We start from the raw sequence: 15637 nt of genomic DNA, 5'->3' as shown, positions 1-15637 counted from the left end.
TCATTTAATACCGATTGAAAATATTAAACTTTATTAAAATTGAAATAATTGAGATATTCAACCTAAATAGTTTTCACTATTTTTAATCTATAAAGATCCAAATCAAAAAATCTTAATAGATTACCTTCTTGAATCCAAATCAAAAAATTCAAGAATTCCGTTTTAACTTTAAAAACCAAATCAAAATTTTTAAAGTTATAGATTTCAATCTAATTTCTTTTTTAAAAAAGTTTTTCAAATCTATATTAAAGTATGTTAAGGCATACCTTAATCTCAAATCATCGTACGCTAATGAGCTAGCTCAGCTTAACATTAATGTACTGATTATATATTATATTAAAGATTAAATATAAAGGTTACTTGGAAAGCAAATACACAAGATTTATATACTATAATACTTTTTTTTAAAAAGATATTACATAGCCAAAAAATTTATTTTTATTTATACGAAATATTATTGGAAAATAACCATTTTCACTAATAAAAATTAAGAAAAAACTAATCAATTTTACTTAAATTTAAAATGAGGAATTTAAATAAAAATAAATTAAGTTTTAAACCATTAAAACAATTTTTACAATTAAGAATAAAATTTTAAAAAATGGCTAAAAATTAAGGAATGCCTAAAATAAAGAATTTGAGGAAATTTAGAAAAATTGAAAATTTAAAAAAAATGTTATGAAAATTAAAAATCCGTGGAAAAATTTAAAAAAAAATATTTAAAAAATTATTTAAAAAATTATTTAAAAAAATTTATAAAAAATTATCGAAATGAATATTAAAAAATAGAAAAATAAAAATAGAAAAGTTAAGAGTGAATTACTCCCAACTAAAGAAAAGATTTTGTTCAAACTTTTTCCAAAAGTTTGAACTACATTCCATCTAAACTCATGTCAATCATTCTTTGAGTTTCAGCAGCCAATTCATCAGGAAGTCCTGTGATGTCCATACTCAAGAAACCTCTGACAATCATGGAAGCCGCCTCCTCTTCAGTCAATCCTCTTGAAGTCAAGTAATAAATCTCTTCTTCATCGATTTGACCAACTGCTGCTTCGTGAGACATTTCAAGGTTTGCTGCATTTGCCTCAAGTTCTGGAACTGCATAAATAGATGAATTGTCATCCAATACCAATCCATGACATTCCAAGTGACCTTTTACATTAGGAACATTTCCAGATAAATGACCTCTTGAGAAGATTTTTGATTCATCATTTGCAACTGCACGGGAAATGATCTCAGCACTTGTATTAGGTGCATTCAAAAGAGCTCTTGAACCTACATCAATGATTGAATCCTTTACACCGCTTTGAATACTTTGGAATAATGCCCTTGCATTTTCACCATTACAATTGGTGGTAGGATATGATTGAATAGACCTTACAGGACTGGTTAGAATGTAATTGTTTATGTAAGTTGTATTCTTTTCCTGAACAATACCTGTTCTAGGACGTACTTCAACCTGTTCCGCCCAGTTATGAACCATGGTAAAGGTTATTTTTGCACCTGGCTTAAGATACATTTCAGACACTCCTACGTGAAGTGCAGAAGATACGTCTTCGCCAGTTGCACAACCGGTAATTAAGTGAAGTTCTGAGTTTTCCTCAGCGATTATGATATTGTGTGCAGTTTGCATAACATCTTGATCTGCAATGAACATACAAGCCTGTACTGGGAAAACCTCTTTGGTGCCAGGTAAAGACCTAATGAAGTATCCGCTACAGAATTCATCTTCAGCTTCACGAAGTGCAGTTTGAGCAGTGTATTTGTCTGCATCAGGCTTAACTGCTTTCCACATATAATCCTGTAACCATGAATATTTTTCCAAAGCCATTTGGGTATTCATAAGTTCAATGGAATCTGAGATTGAATGGGAAAATACATTAGATTGATCCATTTGCAAGAAAGAACCTGATCTTTCTTCTGATTCAGTGTCAACACCAACTTTAAGTAAAGTTCTTTTGGTTTTCTTGTCAACATCACTGATATCATCCAATACATCGAAAGCATTAACCTCTTCCTTAGAAAAGTTCTCGATGACAATATCAGTACCTAAAGCTGCTTTTTTATCCTTTGCCTTTTCAGCATCATGAGTTACATTCCGCACAACCAACACATCCATTAAATCCTTCTTTTCTAATGTCTTCTAAAATTTCATCAGGGTCTCCAGAACAGGCAATCATACCATGCATCAATACATGTGCCTTATCCGCTTTAACAAAGTTTAAGATATAACCTAAGTGAGTGATAAGCAAGCCAGCCCTTTTTCTTTGGCCTGGTTTTTTATCTTTGTCAAGCAAAACGTTTAACTGTCCTGCAAGCAATTCCACATTTTCAATGTCTACACCAGAATCCGGTTCGTCAAACATGGTGAAAAGCGGTTCCTGTGCAAGCAATTGGAGAATTTCAGATCTTTTTACTTCCCCACCTGAAAATCCTCTATTTACATCTCTATCCAAGAATTCATCACTGAATTTGAGTTTTTCTGCAAGCTCTTTCATTCTTGGATTTAACTCTTCATCAGGGTCTTGCTTGGATTCAAGTTTCAATAAGTCCCTTACACTAACTCCACGAATAGCTGGAGGGTTTTGGAAACTTACTCCAAGACCTTTTTGAACTCTTTCAGTAGTGGTTAAATCAGTGATGTCCTCTCCATTGAATATGATAGATCCTTCTACAACCTTATATTTTGGGAATCCCAAGATAGTTAAGAATAATGTACTTTTTCCCGCACCATTCGGACCTAAAAGCACATGGGTCTCCCCTTCTCTAATAGCAAGGTTTACGCCATTTAAAACACGTTTACCCTCTACTTCAACAACTAAATTCTTTACTTCAAGTAACATTATATCAAATCCTTATTGATTTAAATTACTAAGATTAATATCAATTAAATAAAAGCATTATTACGCTGCTATAACAATAGTTATAACGGCATTATATAACAACCTTATATAACAATATTATATTTATTTTATCATATAAAAACATTACATTTTTAAGTTTAAATCTATGATAAATCTTATGAAAAAAAGTGATCTTTAAAAATAGTTAGATGATAAAAATTAGAAAAAATAGACTAAATCAATGAAAAACAGTTAAACTAAGTGTTAATTTAAATTAAGTGTAATGAAAAAATAAAAAATAAAAAAAGTGAAAATTAGAAAAATTATTCAGTTACAATAATAAATTCTCCAACTTTTTCTATTTTGGTGAATGGGATTAATAATAAATCTCCTCTACGTTTTGCACCTTTTACATGAATATTACGTCCAGCTTCTACTTTTACTGCAATATCCACGATTTTACCAGTTTTTTCATTAATAATTAACTCATCAAGCACTCCTAAAATACGAGCATTATTAGTAGCTACTTGATAGCTTTTAATTTCACTCCATAATTTTTCTTCTCTTCTATGAGTATTAGGTTTAGCAACAGCATTTTCCATATTTTCACCGATAAATTTTATAAAAATGATTGAAGGTATGATTCGTGTTTTAGTTTTTTATAAAAACACTCAATTTAAATAACTAATTTTAATAAAATATAGATTAGTTTACCTTAATACTGTTTATATTTAAAGAAATATATAAAGTTATTGATATTTTTAGTAAAAATAAAGAAAAATAGTATAAAAATCTAAAAAAGAGTAAAATATAATGGGAATAAATGAAAAAGAATAAAAAATTTTAAAAATTTCTTATTTTCAAATAATATAACAATGGATAAAACTGAAAAAAACTAAAAAAATATAAAAAATTGGATCAATGAAAATAGTAAAAAATATGCTAAGAAATATGCTAAAAAATATGCTTAAAAATCTAAAAATTGATGAAAATTATAAAAATTTATTGGTTAATATAGCTGTCTCGATAGTATTTACATTAAAAATTAACTCATGCCTTGAAATAATTAAAAGTTGCTCATCCTGAACAACATTTTCGCTTCTAAGTATGTTGATTCCTGAAGGGACATTTCCATTAAATTCATAGGAATAATTTATCCCATATTCATCAAAAATTTCAACTGGAACTGAGACAGATAATGCAGGTTTATCTTGACTTAAATAATAGTTTAAGATTTCATCAAGAATATCGGCACCAACCAGTGGCAAGTCTGCATTGATGAAAATCAAAATGTCTTCCTTAGACCTTGACTCAAAAATTTCTAAGATATTGGACAGGTCTTCAACAAAACCTTTACCTAAGGTATCCAAATAAAAATTATTTTTTTCACTTTCATAAAATGAGTCATCAAAATTTGAAAAGCTCAATTCATTTATTAAAAACTCCTTTGTATTTGGAGCATTTGGACTAACTGCAACAACTGTCTTTTCAATTAGTTCAGATTGATTAATATTATCCAAGACATAACTCATCAATGGTTTATCATTTAAAGGATAAAGTGGCTTTTCAATATCTGATTTTAATCTTAAGCCTTTTCCACCTGCCATAACAAGAGCTATAATCATAAATACACCATTAAAGAAATTTTATAGAAGATTTAAACTATTTTGAAAATTAAAAAGAAAAAATATTAAAAAATTAAATTATTAAATTAATTAAATTTTTAATTAAAATAATTAAAATAAAATAAAAAAAGAAAAATAAGGTAAATTATTTTGGAATTGTACCTTGTTCTTGCATTCTTTTCTTAAGAATACATTTTTCTCCTTGGTTTCCACCAAGAGGGTTCTTTTGAGTTCCCATAGAATTCATACAACGAGCCATAATTGCAGAACCAAGAGCAAGTCCATCCTCTACAAATACGACATCCTTGAATTTGTCCTGAGCATACTCTAAAATGAGTTCAGGTTTCTTACCAGTGATACCTGCCCTACCAGTAACTCCTAAAATTGAACCGTCAAGAATAAGGTCTTCTTCAAATGCCACATCTAAAACTCTGTATACAATATTTGCACTTACATGGTCCATTGTAGCTAGCAATGTAGGAATTCCTTCATCCTCATAGATCTTAGCACCAATTTCCACTAATCCACCAAGACCATCTGCATTGGTACCGACATCACAACCAATCAAACAAGTACCTGCTGCTTTAGCACCTGCAGCATCTAACGGAACAGTACCAAATCTGTCAATACCTTCTGGAACTTTACAGATGTTAATGAGTTCATGTGCCTCTTTAGCATATTGCTTAGCTTTTTCCTGATGCTTTTTGCCATCGGCCTTTTTAAGCAATTTAGGATCAAATATGTCTAATGCAGCACCATTATTTTGGTCTATTTGCTTGGAACCTTTAGCTAATGAGTCTGAAATAACCCCAGCTAAACCTAAGAAGTTACCAACGGTACTTGCATAAGGCTCATCCTTATTTACAATCCTACCTGCCAAGGTAGAACCAAAGTCTAAGGATACACAAGGGTTTCTATAGTCCACTTCAGTCCATTTAGCACCTAATTTAATACCTGCAGTTACAAGTTCCCCTTCCATTTCATTCGCTACAACTTCCTTTCCTTTTGGAGGGACTACACTTACTACAGCACCATCAAACATTACATTATCCAATAATGTGTATTTTTGAAGTCTTTTTGGAAGGTGTGCAGTAGACATAGCGGGAGCCATTTTCTTGTGGGAAATACCTGCATCAAGACAACCATCAGCAAGAGCCTTAATCAATTCTCCCACTTCCTTGGTTGTCGCAAACCCTGCAGTTACCCCAGTGGATCTCACAACAAAATCCAAGTCATCTTCCATATCCACATGGGCTTTTTTAAGTGATTCCAAAACTGTATCCTTAATCATATCTGCAACAGATTCTTTAGAAAGCTCTACACCCCAAACAGTTTTACCGAATACCTCTTCTCCTGCTTTAGGTTTTCTAACATCCCTTGTCATTTTAACAGTTTTGTTGATTAAATAAGATTGACTGTTATTTAAGTTTGTAGCCATAATAACACATTTGGTAGTGGTGTTTCCCAATTCTACGGAAGCAGTCACATAGTATTCATCCTGTTGTGCGGCCATAACACCTGGACCTTGAGGTCTATTACCTGCTTTTAAAATACTTAAATCCCTTGGTTGACTTTCAGCAATGATTGGCTTAGGTCCCTTATTGAAAAATTTATCTAAAAAAGACATATAAAATCCCCATAATATTCTATATAATATATACTATTTTCATTAAATAATATAAATTTTGTTAAATAATTTTGTTAAATATTCAAATGTTGAGAATAAAGATAAATTTTAAAATTATTAAAAAAATCAGCCAGAAAAAATATTAAAAGTAGTTAATGAGAATTTAAAAAAAAATTGAGGTAAAAATAAGTAAAGTAAAAATAAGTTAAAAATAGAAAAATTTTATAATTTGAAGAAGATTAGATGAATAAATCATCTAATCTCGGACCCTTTCAAATTATAATAATAAGTTCAATGGGTGTGCTTCAATAGGTTCAGTACCGATATCTTTTGCTGCTTCAGCAATCATAATATCTGCCATACCACAAGCTGGGAATGCGAGTCTTGCGTTTTCGATAGGACCGAAAAGTACGAAGTCTCCACCAGCCATTTGTTGTACGATGTTAGAACCTATATCACATACAGGCCATGCTTCTTTGTGTTCTTTTTTGTATTGTCTTAACCAATCCCATGCGGAAGGTACGTTGTGAATACCGGAACCTACAGGGTATCCCCATTTAGCTTTTACAGCGTAGGAAGTTCTTACTGCAGGACCTGCACCTTGTCCTAAAGGAGTTACTGCTACGTCCATCCATGGTTTGGTAATTCCACATCTTTCTGCCATTTCGAGAATACCTTCATCGATTACAGATCCACCAGTTTCCCAGATTTCGAGTTTACCTGCTACACCAGGGGTCATTGGGTTGAAACCTAAGAGAATGGATGCGTCGATGTCGGAGTTAGCTACAGCTTCGATTTCACCAGGTTCAGCTGCCATACTTAAGGAGTTGTATACAGCTCTTTCAGCTAATCCTACTTCTTGTACGTATTCTACACCTGCAATTTTTGCAGCTGCAGCAGTTGAGTCGATAAGGAAAGGTTTGTCACAGACGTCTCCTACAAATTCTAAGTATTTAACCATAGCTTCTGCAGTAGCACCGAAAGTTTGTACAACACAAGGGTTTCCGGTTACATCAGACATTTCTTCCATAGTTTTAATTAATCCTTCAGCAGCGTCTTTATCAAAGTCTCCTGCTTTTTCATCACTAATAATTTTGTGTCCGCCGTAAAAGATAGTTCCTGCTAAAACGGTAGGGTATTCTCCAGGTTGTCCTCCCATTTTTACTCCAGCAATATCTACGACGAGTTGTTCTTTATCAAATCTAAACATTTATAATCCTCCAATTTAGATTAATCCTGCCATAATAGTACTCATTGCACTTACTAAACCAAATTCAATGGACACTATTAAAATTACAAGACCTAAAATTATACCATATAAAATACCAATATCTCTACCGTTTTGTTGACCTAAACGTTGGAAGTATTCCCCAACAGCAAATTCTACTTTTTCTTCAGCTTCATCTAATTTTTGGACTGCAGCTGACATATCGTCGGTAGATACAATAATTTGAGGTACTGATTCTTCAGACATTTTTTAACACCTCTATAATCCACATAATTTAGCTAAGTATGGAATAACAACAGCTAAACAAAGAGCAATTCCAATACCGATAGCTATACCAGAAAATCTGGTGCTGATTACGCCAGCGAATAATCTTCCTTCTCTTCCTAAGAGCTTAGCACGGTATTCTACATCACTAGAAGCATTTTTAATACCACGAGTATTTGGTTTGTTTGAAAATTTAACCATAAATAAAACCTCCAGTTTATACACCTACTAATGGTGCCATTAATAATAAGAAACCGATTACTAAAGTAAATACTAATCCAATCATAATACCTTGGACTTTACCTGAATAGTTACCTGCCATATTTCTTTGTACAGCACCAACTAATTTTACTTGAGTATCAATATTTCTGATTCTTGCTTCAAGTAATGCAGTTTCTGGAGAGATAGGACGAATTTCTTCACCATCATCGTCGTCGTCATCTCCTTCTTTCACTTCAATAACCATAGCATCTTCTTCAAAAGCACCAGGATCTTTTTCGATACATTCTTTTACTTTTGCTGTGATTGCTCCACCGTCTTCGTTATCGATTAAGTCAACAAGTTCTACTTGTTGTTGGAATCTTTCTACACCTTCCATAGGAATGTTTTCTACGAAAGGAATTGCACCGGTAGCACCAGTGATTTTTTTCTTTTCAGGGTCGCAACCATTTTCGTGTAATGCTTGGATACTTTGACCAGTAATGTGACCTTGTACTTCTGCACCACATAAGATTAAGAATCTGATGTTTGGGTTTGAAATGATGTTTGCTACAACTTTTTCAATACCTAAGTTTTCAGTTTTACAAGGTCCAGCAATTGCTGCTCCAGCAGCAGCTGGGATATCTTCATTGTGAGAAGCTAAAGTAGTTACAGCAACAGGACTTTCTGGGTCCCCTACAATGTAGTCTCCACTTACTACAGGCCAGTTATCAGCAGCAGGTTTTTTGTCAGCCATCTATAAAACCCCCATAGCTGTTAATATAGGCATTGCTGCCATGATAAGGAACATTCCTAAAACAAATCCGTAAACCATGTTGGTTAATTTACCTGCAATGACAAAGTTACCTTCTCTTCCTGGGAAGGAACCTAATGGAGCAGAGTTAGGATCTAAGGAATTCATTAATTCGTCAGCAGCTGCTTCGACTTTTGCGATTTCTGCATTTATTTCATCCATTGAAAGAATAATTAAATCTCCACCACCAGCTCCGAGAATACCGGATTCTGCGTCAAGATTTAAGTTTAATTCAGGAATAAATTGTATTAAAGGTAATACCATCTATAACAACCTCCTTATTCCTCAACTTTTGGCCATAAACCAGCCCATTTAACAGATGCTGCTGCTTCACATGAAGCGTTAACAAACATCTTAAATGAGATGTACCAACCGATAAGTCCGACAATTAAAATTGCAAACCATGCATATCCTCCAGCGGAAATAGCAAGAATACCAGTAATAACCATAGTTAAGAATGCAGTAGAAGCACCACATTTAAGAGTTCTTACTTGGTCTTCGTTTGGTCCTAAACATGCGTTGAATGGGTGTTGGATAGCCATAGTACATAATATGTAAAAGATAGCAATAAATCCAGGAGCAATTACAGCAGATAAGAGTAAGTCAATTGAATATCCACCTGCAATAGCAGCAGAGAATCCTAAAACAGATAATGCTGCAGCACCTGCAATTTCTGCAGTACATCTTTCCATAACAGGAATTTTCATACCAACAATTTTTTTAGCTACAATAGCAACTAATAATCCAATAATCATTGCAAAGATTAATGCAAGAATAGGTCCAGCAATTTCTAATCCAGTTAATTTTAAAGATGCGATAATACCTACACCAGCTAAAGCACCGATTACACCAATACCTAAAGACATGTAACCGATAGAAGGTACACCAGTACCTAAACCATAACTTGCTACACTACGGATTGCAATTACACCCCAAAGGATTGCACAAACTGCACCAAGACAGCTTAATACAGGTCCAATAACAGGGTTAATACCAGATAAGTATATACCGAGTAATCCACCGATAATACCAATAGCTAACATTACATTAGCATCTACAGCACCTTCTGCAGGTGCTCCACTTCCTCCAGCAGACATCTTAAATACCTCCAATCATTAATACCATGAAGATTGCAGCTACAAGAGATACAATAGCACAAGCTAAAATTCCAGTAGGAAGTCTTTTAAATTTAGGGTCTACAAATCCTTCAATAGTACCTCCAATGTTATAGGAAGCAGTTACAGAGTTGATGAAGAACATACCTACAGATAAGATAGCAGCTAATCCTGCAATAACAGTAGCGTCAAATCCAGTCATGTTAGCGGTTGCGAATTCGTTAATAGCCCAGTAGACTAATCCACCACCAGCACCACCAAGTAAACCACCAATGATACCACTAATGTAACATACGGTAGGAATACCGTGTCCTTCGGTACCAGGAGTTTTATATTTTTCTTGGTTCCATTTGGTGATTGGGTCAACTGCAGCTTTACCAGATGCTGGTACTACACCAACACCATAAATATAAATAAAGTTACCAATAAGCATGGTGATACCCATCATTAACATGGAACCAACTGCACCTGCTAAGATGATCAACCATACTGGTTGTCCTGTCATAGAAGCTGCGGTAATGAGTCCAGTTAATCCTGCACCAGCTGCTAACATTGCGGTACCAGTTCCTACACCGGTAGCGGTAGCCATAGCTGCAGGAGCACCACCTACAGGAATGAAGTGTACACCTCCTCCCATAATAATACCTGCAATTACAACACATATAATAAACATAATAAGATCCATAATGTAACCTCCTTATTCCTCATATGGTCCGAATTTTTCTCTTGCAGACTTTTCAAGGAAGTAGTTACCAGCGATTAATAAAATAACGATGATAAGTCCTACAACTTGTCCTCCAATAGCTCCGAATACAACAGTAATCCAGAAGCTTACGAAAACAATAAGTCCGAAACAGAATCCAGTTAAAGGTCCACCATATTTAGCACAGAAGTTACCTACATCGATAGAGTTCTTAGCACCAAGAGGAGCTTTGGTTACGATATCCCCTTGAATAGCTACAGGAGTACCTCCACCGTAATCGAATTTTTGGTATTCGCTTTCTGCACCGTAGTGTACATCCCCTGTGGATGATCCGATTGCACCAATAGTAATTCCCCATAGTACAGCGAGTAATGGTAATGGGAATGGGTGTCCGAGACCGCTTAATGGAAGGGTCATTAAGTAAGCGATTCCTACAATACCGAAACTAGCTATAAAACCATGAGCTGCGATAGGGCCTAAGGATTGGGTTAATACATCCATAAATAATGGTTGTTCAAATTGAGATTGACCAACAATCCTTCCCATGTGTGATGTGACTGTATAAATTGCGTGAACAAATGCAGCAACAGTAGAACCCATTGCAATTGCTACTATAGGAATAATACCCATACCCATTGCAAGAGCTGCGATACCACCAGCGATACCACACCAGCATCCATATGCTACTGGTTCACCAGAAGCTGCCTTATTGATCATACGGTGTAAATGTCCCATTTGTGGAGCAAGTTGAACTTGTGAGTTAGGGTTACTTTGTGAACCGATGTCAGACTCTAAGTCCTCTGCAGCACCAGCAATGGTTGCTGCTGCACCCATTAATGCGACTACACCTAATGTAATAGGGTCCATATTTTCTTTTCCTCCTTAAATTTTATTAAATTTAATTATTTAATAAACTATTACGTGATTAATTTTCCTATTAACCACATTTAGACATATTCTGCTCAAATATAAAACCATAAAGACATAAAATAAAAATGGACTAAATAATGGACTAAAGCAAAATTTAGACCATTTTTAGAACATCTGAATGATTTTATACTTTATGATTATACCTCATAACTTAAACAAAGATTTTATAAATCAAATAAGCCAAGGCAAACCACTTAGCTTTTAATCTAGCTAGATTAAATCCTTAAAGTGTTAAGAATGAAATATTTGATGAATAAATCTAAAAATCTTAATAATTAAACCTGAATAATTAAAAAGATAAACCAAGAATTTTTTCAAGTCTACTTAAATTAAAATAAACCTAAAATTAATTAATTTAGAGACATTAAACTCTCTATATTCTATAATTTTTTTAAAACACTATATATAAGCTTTACTAAAAAATCTCAAATTTTATCAATTATTTTTAGCATTACCTTAATTTTAAAGCGATTTATCAAAATCAATTGAAATTAAATCCATTTTAATTAAGTTGAATTATTATATTGACACTAATTCTTTTAAATTTTCTTTATAAAATGCATTTTATTATTTTCAAAATCAATTGAAAAAAAATCCATTCTACTTTATACAAACAAATACCATATTGAAAAAAATAAATAAGGTAAAATCTATTAGGATAAAGAATCCTATAGATTAAAAACCTTATTTACATATTTCCCGTTTACACCAAACTTATTTTGCTGGAATGATGATAGATCTTTCACCTGCAGGTTCGAATTCTCTTAAAGCACCTTTAGCAAATTCTGCTCTGACTTTAGTGAAGTCGAATGGCAAGTTTTTGTCAGCGAATGCAATCTTAATAAGAGGGTTGACTGCAAATGCGTCTCCACGAGCACTGTGAGGTGCTTGTGCGATACCTGCATATTCACCTTGGTGACCTACGTTCATTGCATAGTTAGGGTAGTTAGGACCTCTTAATTCAAGTGGTAAACCTTCGTCGTTTCTGATAGCGAATACGTTAGCTGCACCACATTGATCTTGTAAGTCGTAACCGTAGAAACCTAATCTGGAATGTTGTTCTTTGTGTAAGTATTGTGCTAAGTACCATGCAGATAAACCGGTTTGTGCGTTTCCAGTTGCGAATGCAGTGGAAATACCTGCAGCTGCAGATACAACAGCAGCTCTTTGAGAACCACCGAAGTGGGTTTCAAGTAAAGCTGGGTATTCTTCGTATTGTTCTAAGGAGTAGAATGCTACTTCAGAACCTACGTCAAGAACAGTGTCCATGTTGTTAGGTGCGGAACATAATTCTCCGTATTTGTCTTCTACGTAATCTTTACCGAAGTAAGAGAAGTCGTCTAATACGTTATCGGTGTATGCTGCGGTAGCATATTGAGTAAATCCTACACCACCAGACATGTAAGATCCTAACCAAATTTGGTCGTATAAAGCAGCACCTAAAGCTACTACTTCTAATGCGGATTCTACAGGGTCGTCGGTTACTCTGGTTGCTTGACAGATATCTGCCATAAATCCGAATGGTACACCACCGAGTTCGTTACCTGCTCTTGCTCTTCTGATTGGTAAGTAAGTACCCATACCAATTACTTCTGCGTGTTTGGATGCGTATGCGAAGTCACCAGTAGCACCTTCACCTGCACATTGACCGTATGCAGAAATCATGGACATACCAATTTGCATAGCAGACCATCTGGAAGTGGTACCACCATCACAAACTCTACCTACAACAGATGGAACTCTTACAATTTGCCAAATAGCATTACCTACTTCAGCTTTTAAAGCTTCAGCTTGTTCTTCTGGGAACTCTTTGTTAATGTCTAATACAAATGCAGGGTCGATTTCTGCTGCTAAGTCGTCGTCTCCAGTAAATACTTTTACGTAGGAGTCGTCTACTAATAATGGGTTGGTTTCTACCATGTGTTCTTGTACTACAGCTGCACCAGGCATAGCGTGGTTTACAACTTCTAAATAGTTGGTAATGGTTTCAGGAGTTACTTCCATACCTAATCTCTTTTCGAGTACGTTGTGAGCAGTGTTTAAACCTACGATTACAGTTTTTCTGATATCGTCCCAAGCTTGTTGGATTGCTGCGTTGTTGATAAAGTGTAAGTCGTCTCCTTCTACGAAAGTGTCAGTACCAGATAATTGGTAGGACATTAAAGCTCTTTGACCGAGTGGGTTACCAATGTCAGGGTTGTACATTGGGATTCCTCTTTTCTCAGCAATTGCTTTACCTTCGTTTACAAATTCAGTTTTTCTTTCAGATTGAGTCCAACCGCCCATATTATAGAAGGTAGTAGTTTTTTCTTCTGGAGCTTCTTTGAACTTTTTAGTCATTGCATCTAAGAATTTTTTGTCAGCCATTTTAATAAACCTCCTTAATATTCTGGGTTGTAACCAAATTGAGATCTGGTGACGTGTATTTGTCTTAAGACAGTTACAGCGTCTTCATCGTCTTTGTAAGCTTCACCATCACATCTGTAGATTGTGGTTTTAGCTCTTAAGGTTTCTTCGTCTAATGGTTCACCTAATACTACAGGTTCATCTAATTCGTGACCAATTTGGTCTTTTACCATTTCTACGTTACCGGTTTCTTTGTTGAGTACTTGTCTTCTTAACATGTCGAACATTAAACCGTTTTCATCGAGTCTTAAAGAGTGACCGTGTACACCAGAACCTCTGATTCCAGTTCTTGCGGTATCGAAGTATTCGTTTTCTAAGATTTCTTTGGAAATTCTTTCTAAGTCTCTTTCACGAGCTTCGATAATTTGTCTACCGGATAAAGTACCGGTATCGATTCCTCTGTATCTGTATACATAGGATCTTGCTCTTAAGAATGGTTGAGCTGGAGCAAAGTACATGGAGTCTACAAATTGGATGTATCTTACTCTGTCCCCTGCTTTTGCACCGTCAATAGGTTCTACAATTTCTCTAATAATGTCATCAGGTTCATCGAGTTCGTCGAGAGGTGGGTGTACGGATTTGTATTCTTCACCTGGAGCTCTGTGACCTAATAATTTTACTACATCTTCATCAGATATTTCTCTTAAAACTTCTAACTCAACATCTGGGTTAGTGAATTTTCTTCTGTTTTCAGCTACCTGAGAAGTTCCTGGATAATATTGTGCCATAATTATGCATCTCCTAATGTTAATCTAACTTTTCTAATAATCTCATCTAATTTTTCTTGAGACACTGTTTGTCCCCTAATAACCCCTGATACTATGTTCATGATTTTACCTTCTGTTTTTACCTCTTCAGGCATGACCTTTGCGGTTTTGACACCGATTTTTGCAAAATCTTCAAAGTCAACAGGATATTCACAAATAATAACACAAGGTTTGTTAACGTTACGCAAGATTAATCTTGCCTTGTATGTAATATGATTTCTTACTCCACCTAAATGAACCACAATAACCTTAAACTTTTGCATTTGTTCAACTTCCTTATCAGTTAAACCAAAAGCATTACCTGCACCGCCTGCAGGAGCATCATGTGGAACACCACTACCTGCATCCAATATCATGGTACTGGTTAATAGGTTTGCTTCACGTAAGCCAAAGGTAATTTCACAGACAGGTTTGGTAATGTGTCTACGACCTGGAGACATAGCAACTGCCAAAACATCACTTCCACACTCTGCGAAAGTTCCTCTTTGAGCAATTCCTCCTCCTTCACCAAGACCTCTTGTTTCCCTACAGTCTACAAGATGTGTGCATCTTCCAATCATATTATCAATAACCTAAAAGATATTTTTTATTCCAATGTATCCCTTTTTAGAATAGAGACATGATCTTTAAATTTAGAACGGGTATCTGCGATACCGACCAATTCATCAGGAATCTCTGTATTTTCACCATATTTCAATCCATCAGTAACAGTTCTTTGTTTTCTGATGTATTGGGATTTGCTAGTGTTGATATCATATCCAGTATCAATATGTTCATCACATATGGATCTGATTTCTTCAATACCAGATTCATCATATAGTTCAACAAAAATTCTACCAGTCTTAACTTTCAATTCAACTTCCTCACCATTTACCACAATGACTCTGCGATCACCATAAATACGGTCAATCTCATCTTGAGGTGGGAGTCTTGGTCCTTGAATAACAGTTCTTATAACTGAGTCTAAAGATTCGATATCATTCAATACTTTTTCAGTTGTGTCTGTTCCTAAAATTCTGTGTGGAAAAATTTCAATATCCATTATTTAACCTCAGTATTTAAATCAGACGATTTAAATAATTTTTCGTGAATTTTAAATTAGATTTTAATTAACAAA

Annotated in this window: 17 protein-coding genes; all 17 read right to left on the bottom strand. The window is 34.5% G+C overall.

Annotated features, from left to right (window positions below; all coding sequences use genetic code 11):
* Positions 1-871 precede the first annotated feature (871 nt).
* A complete protein-coding gene (locus ACJMLB_RS01605; RefSeq protein WP_295605480.1) occupies positions 872-2119 on the bottom strand; it encodes a SufD family Fe-S cluster assembly protein in 1248 nt (415 codons plus the stop codon).
* Positions 2085-2843 (bottom strand): Fe-S cluster assembly ATPase SufC, encoded by a 759-nt coding sequence (gene sufC, locus ACJMLB_RS01600; protein WP_295605481.1) that lies wholly within the window; start codon positions 2841-2843, stop codon positions 2085-2087. The genes ACJMLB_RS01605 and sufC overlap by 35 nt, the downstream gene beginning before the upstream one ends.
* Before the next feature lie 323 nt (positions 2844-3166).
* On the bottom strand, positions 3167-3445 hold the full coding sequence (locus ACJMLB_RS01595; RefSeq protein ID WP_292777407.1) for a PRC-barrel domain-containing protein: 279 nt from the start codon (positions 3443-3445) through the stop codon (positions 3167-3169).
* A 390-nt stretch (positions 3446-3835) separates the two neighbouring features.
* Positions 3836-4468, bottom strand: coding sequence for an NTP transferase domain-containing protein (locus tag ACJMLB_RS01590; RefSeq protein WP_295605485.1), 633 nt, complete (start codon positions 4466-4468; stop codon positions 3836-3838).
* 145 nt (positions 4469-4613) lie between these two features.
* The gene (locus ACJMLB_RS01585; protein WP_295605487.1) at positions 4614-6095 is read right to left on the bottom strand and encodes a methanogenesis marker 14 protein; all 1482 of its coding nucleotides are present in this window, start codon (positions 6093-6095) and stop codon (positions 4614-4616) included.
* Between the two features lie 277 nt (positions 6096-6372).
* Positions 6373-7305: a tetrahydromethanopterin S-methyltransferase subunit H gene (mtrH, locus tag ACJMLB_RS01580; protein WP_295605489.1), complete on the bottom strand. Its 933-nt coding sequence runs from the start codon at positions 7303-7305 to the stop codon at positions 6373-6375.
* A gap of 15 nt (positions 7306-7320) precedes the next feature.
* Positions 7321-7569 carry a tetrahydromethanopterin S-methyltransferase subunit MtrG gene (gene mtrG / locus ACJMLB_RS01575; RefSeq protein ID WP_295605491.1) on the bottom strand — a complete coding sequence of 83 codons (249 nt, stop codon included), beginning with the start codon at positions 7567-7569 and terminating at the stop codon, positions 7321-7323.
* Positions 7570-7581: 12 nt separating this feature from the next.
* The gene (locus tag ACJMLB_RS01570; RefSeq protein WP_295605493.1) at positions 7582-7788 is read right to left on the bottom strand and encodes a tetrahydromethanopterin S-methyltransferase subunit F; all 207 of its coding nucleotides are present in this window, start codon (positions 7786-7788) and stop codon (positions 7582-7584) included.
* Between the two features lie 16 nt (positions 7789-7804).
* Positions 7805-8542, bottom strand: a complete 738-nt coding sequence (mtrA, locus tag ACJMLB_RS01565; RefSeq protein WP_295605495.1) for a tetrahydromethanopterin S-methyltransferase subunit A — start codon at positions 8540-8542, stop codon at positions 7805-7807.
* The gene (locus ACJMLB_RS01560; RefSeq protein ID WP_296855817.1) at positions 8543-8863 is read right to left on the bottom strand and encodes a tetrahydromethanopterin S-methyltransferase subunit B; all 321 of its coding nucleotides are present in this window, start codon (positions 8861-8863) and stop codon (positions 8543-8545) included. It abuts the gene before it with no gap.
* A 14-nt stretch (positions 8864-8877) separates the two neighbouring features.
* The gene (gene mtrC / locus ACJMLB_RS01555) at positions 8878-9696 is read right to left on the bottom strand and encodes a tetrahydromethanopterin S-methyltransferase subunit MtrC (protein ID WP_295605498.1); all 819 of its coding nucleotides are present in this window, start codon (positions 9694-9696) and stop codon (positions 8878-8880) included.
* A 1-nt stretch (position 9697) separates the two neighbouring features.
* Positions 9698-10399 (bottom strand): tetrahydromethanopterin S-methyltransferase subunit D, encoded by a 702-nt coding sequence (gene mtrD, locus ACJMLB_RS01550; RefSeq protein ID WP_295605500.1) that lies wholly within the window; start codon positions 10397-10399, stop codon positions 9698-9700.
* A 12-nt stretch (positions 10400-10411) separates the two neighbouring features.
* The gene (mtrE, locus tag ACJMLB_RS01545; RefSeq protein WP_295605503.1) at positions 10412-11284 is read right to left on the bottom strand and encodes a tetrahydromethanopterin S-methyltransferase subunit E; all 873 of its coding nucleotides are present in this window, start codon (positions 11282-11284) and stop codon (positions 10412-10414) included.
* A 777-nt stretch (positions 11285-12061) separates the two neighbouring features.
* Positions 12062-13714 (bottom strand): coenzyme-B sulfoethylthiotransferase subunit alpha, encoded by a 1653-nt coding sequence (mcrA, locus tag ACJMLB_RS01540; protein WP_295605504.1) that lies wholly within the window; start codon positions 13712-13714, stop codon positions 12062-12064.
* Positions 13715-13728: 14 nt separating this feature from the next.
* A complete protein-coding gene (gene mcrG / locus ACJMLB_RS01535) occupies positions 13729-14481 on the bottom strand; it encodes a coenzyme-B sulfoethylthiotransferase subunit gamma (protein WP_295605505.1) in 753 nt (250 codons plus the stop codon).
* 2 nt (positions 14482-14483) lie between these two features.
* Complete coding sequence (mcrC, locus tag ACJMLB_RS01530) at positions 14484-15080, bottom strand: methyl-coenzyme M reductase I operon protein C (protein ID WP_292777442.1); 597 nt, start codon at positions 15078-15080, stop codon at positions 14484-14486.
* 26 nt (positions 15081-15106) lie between these two features.
* Positions 15107-15562, bottom strand: a complete 456-nt coding sequence (gene mcrD / locus ACJMLB_RS01525) for a methyl-coenzyme M reductase operon protein D (protein ID WP_295605506.1) — start codon at positions 15560-15562, stop codon at positions 15107-15109.
* Between the last annotated feature and the right edge of the window lie 75 nt (positions 15563-15637).

Source organism: Methanobrevibacter sp., from assembly GCF_045114555.1.
Taxonomy (GTDB): domain Archaea; phylum Methanobacteriota; class Methanobacteria; order Methanobacteriales; family Methanobacteriaceae; genus Methanobrevibacter.
This window is presented reverse-complemented; position numbering and strand designations above follow the sequence as displayed.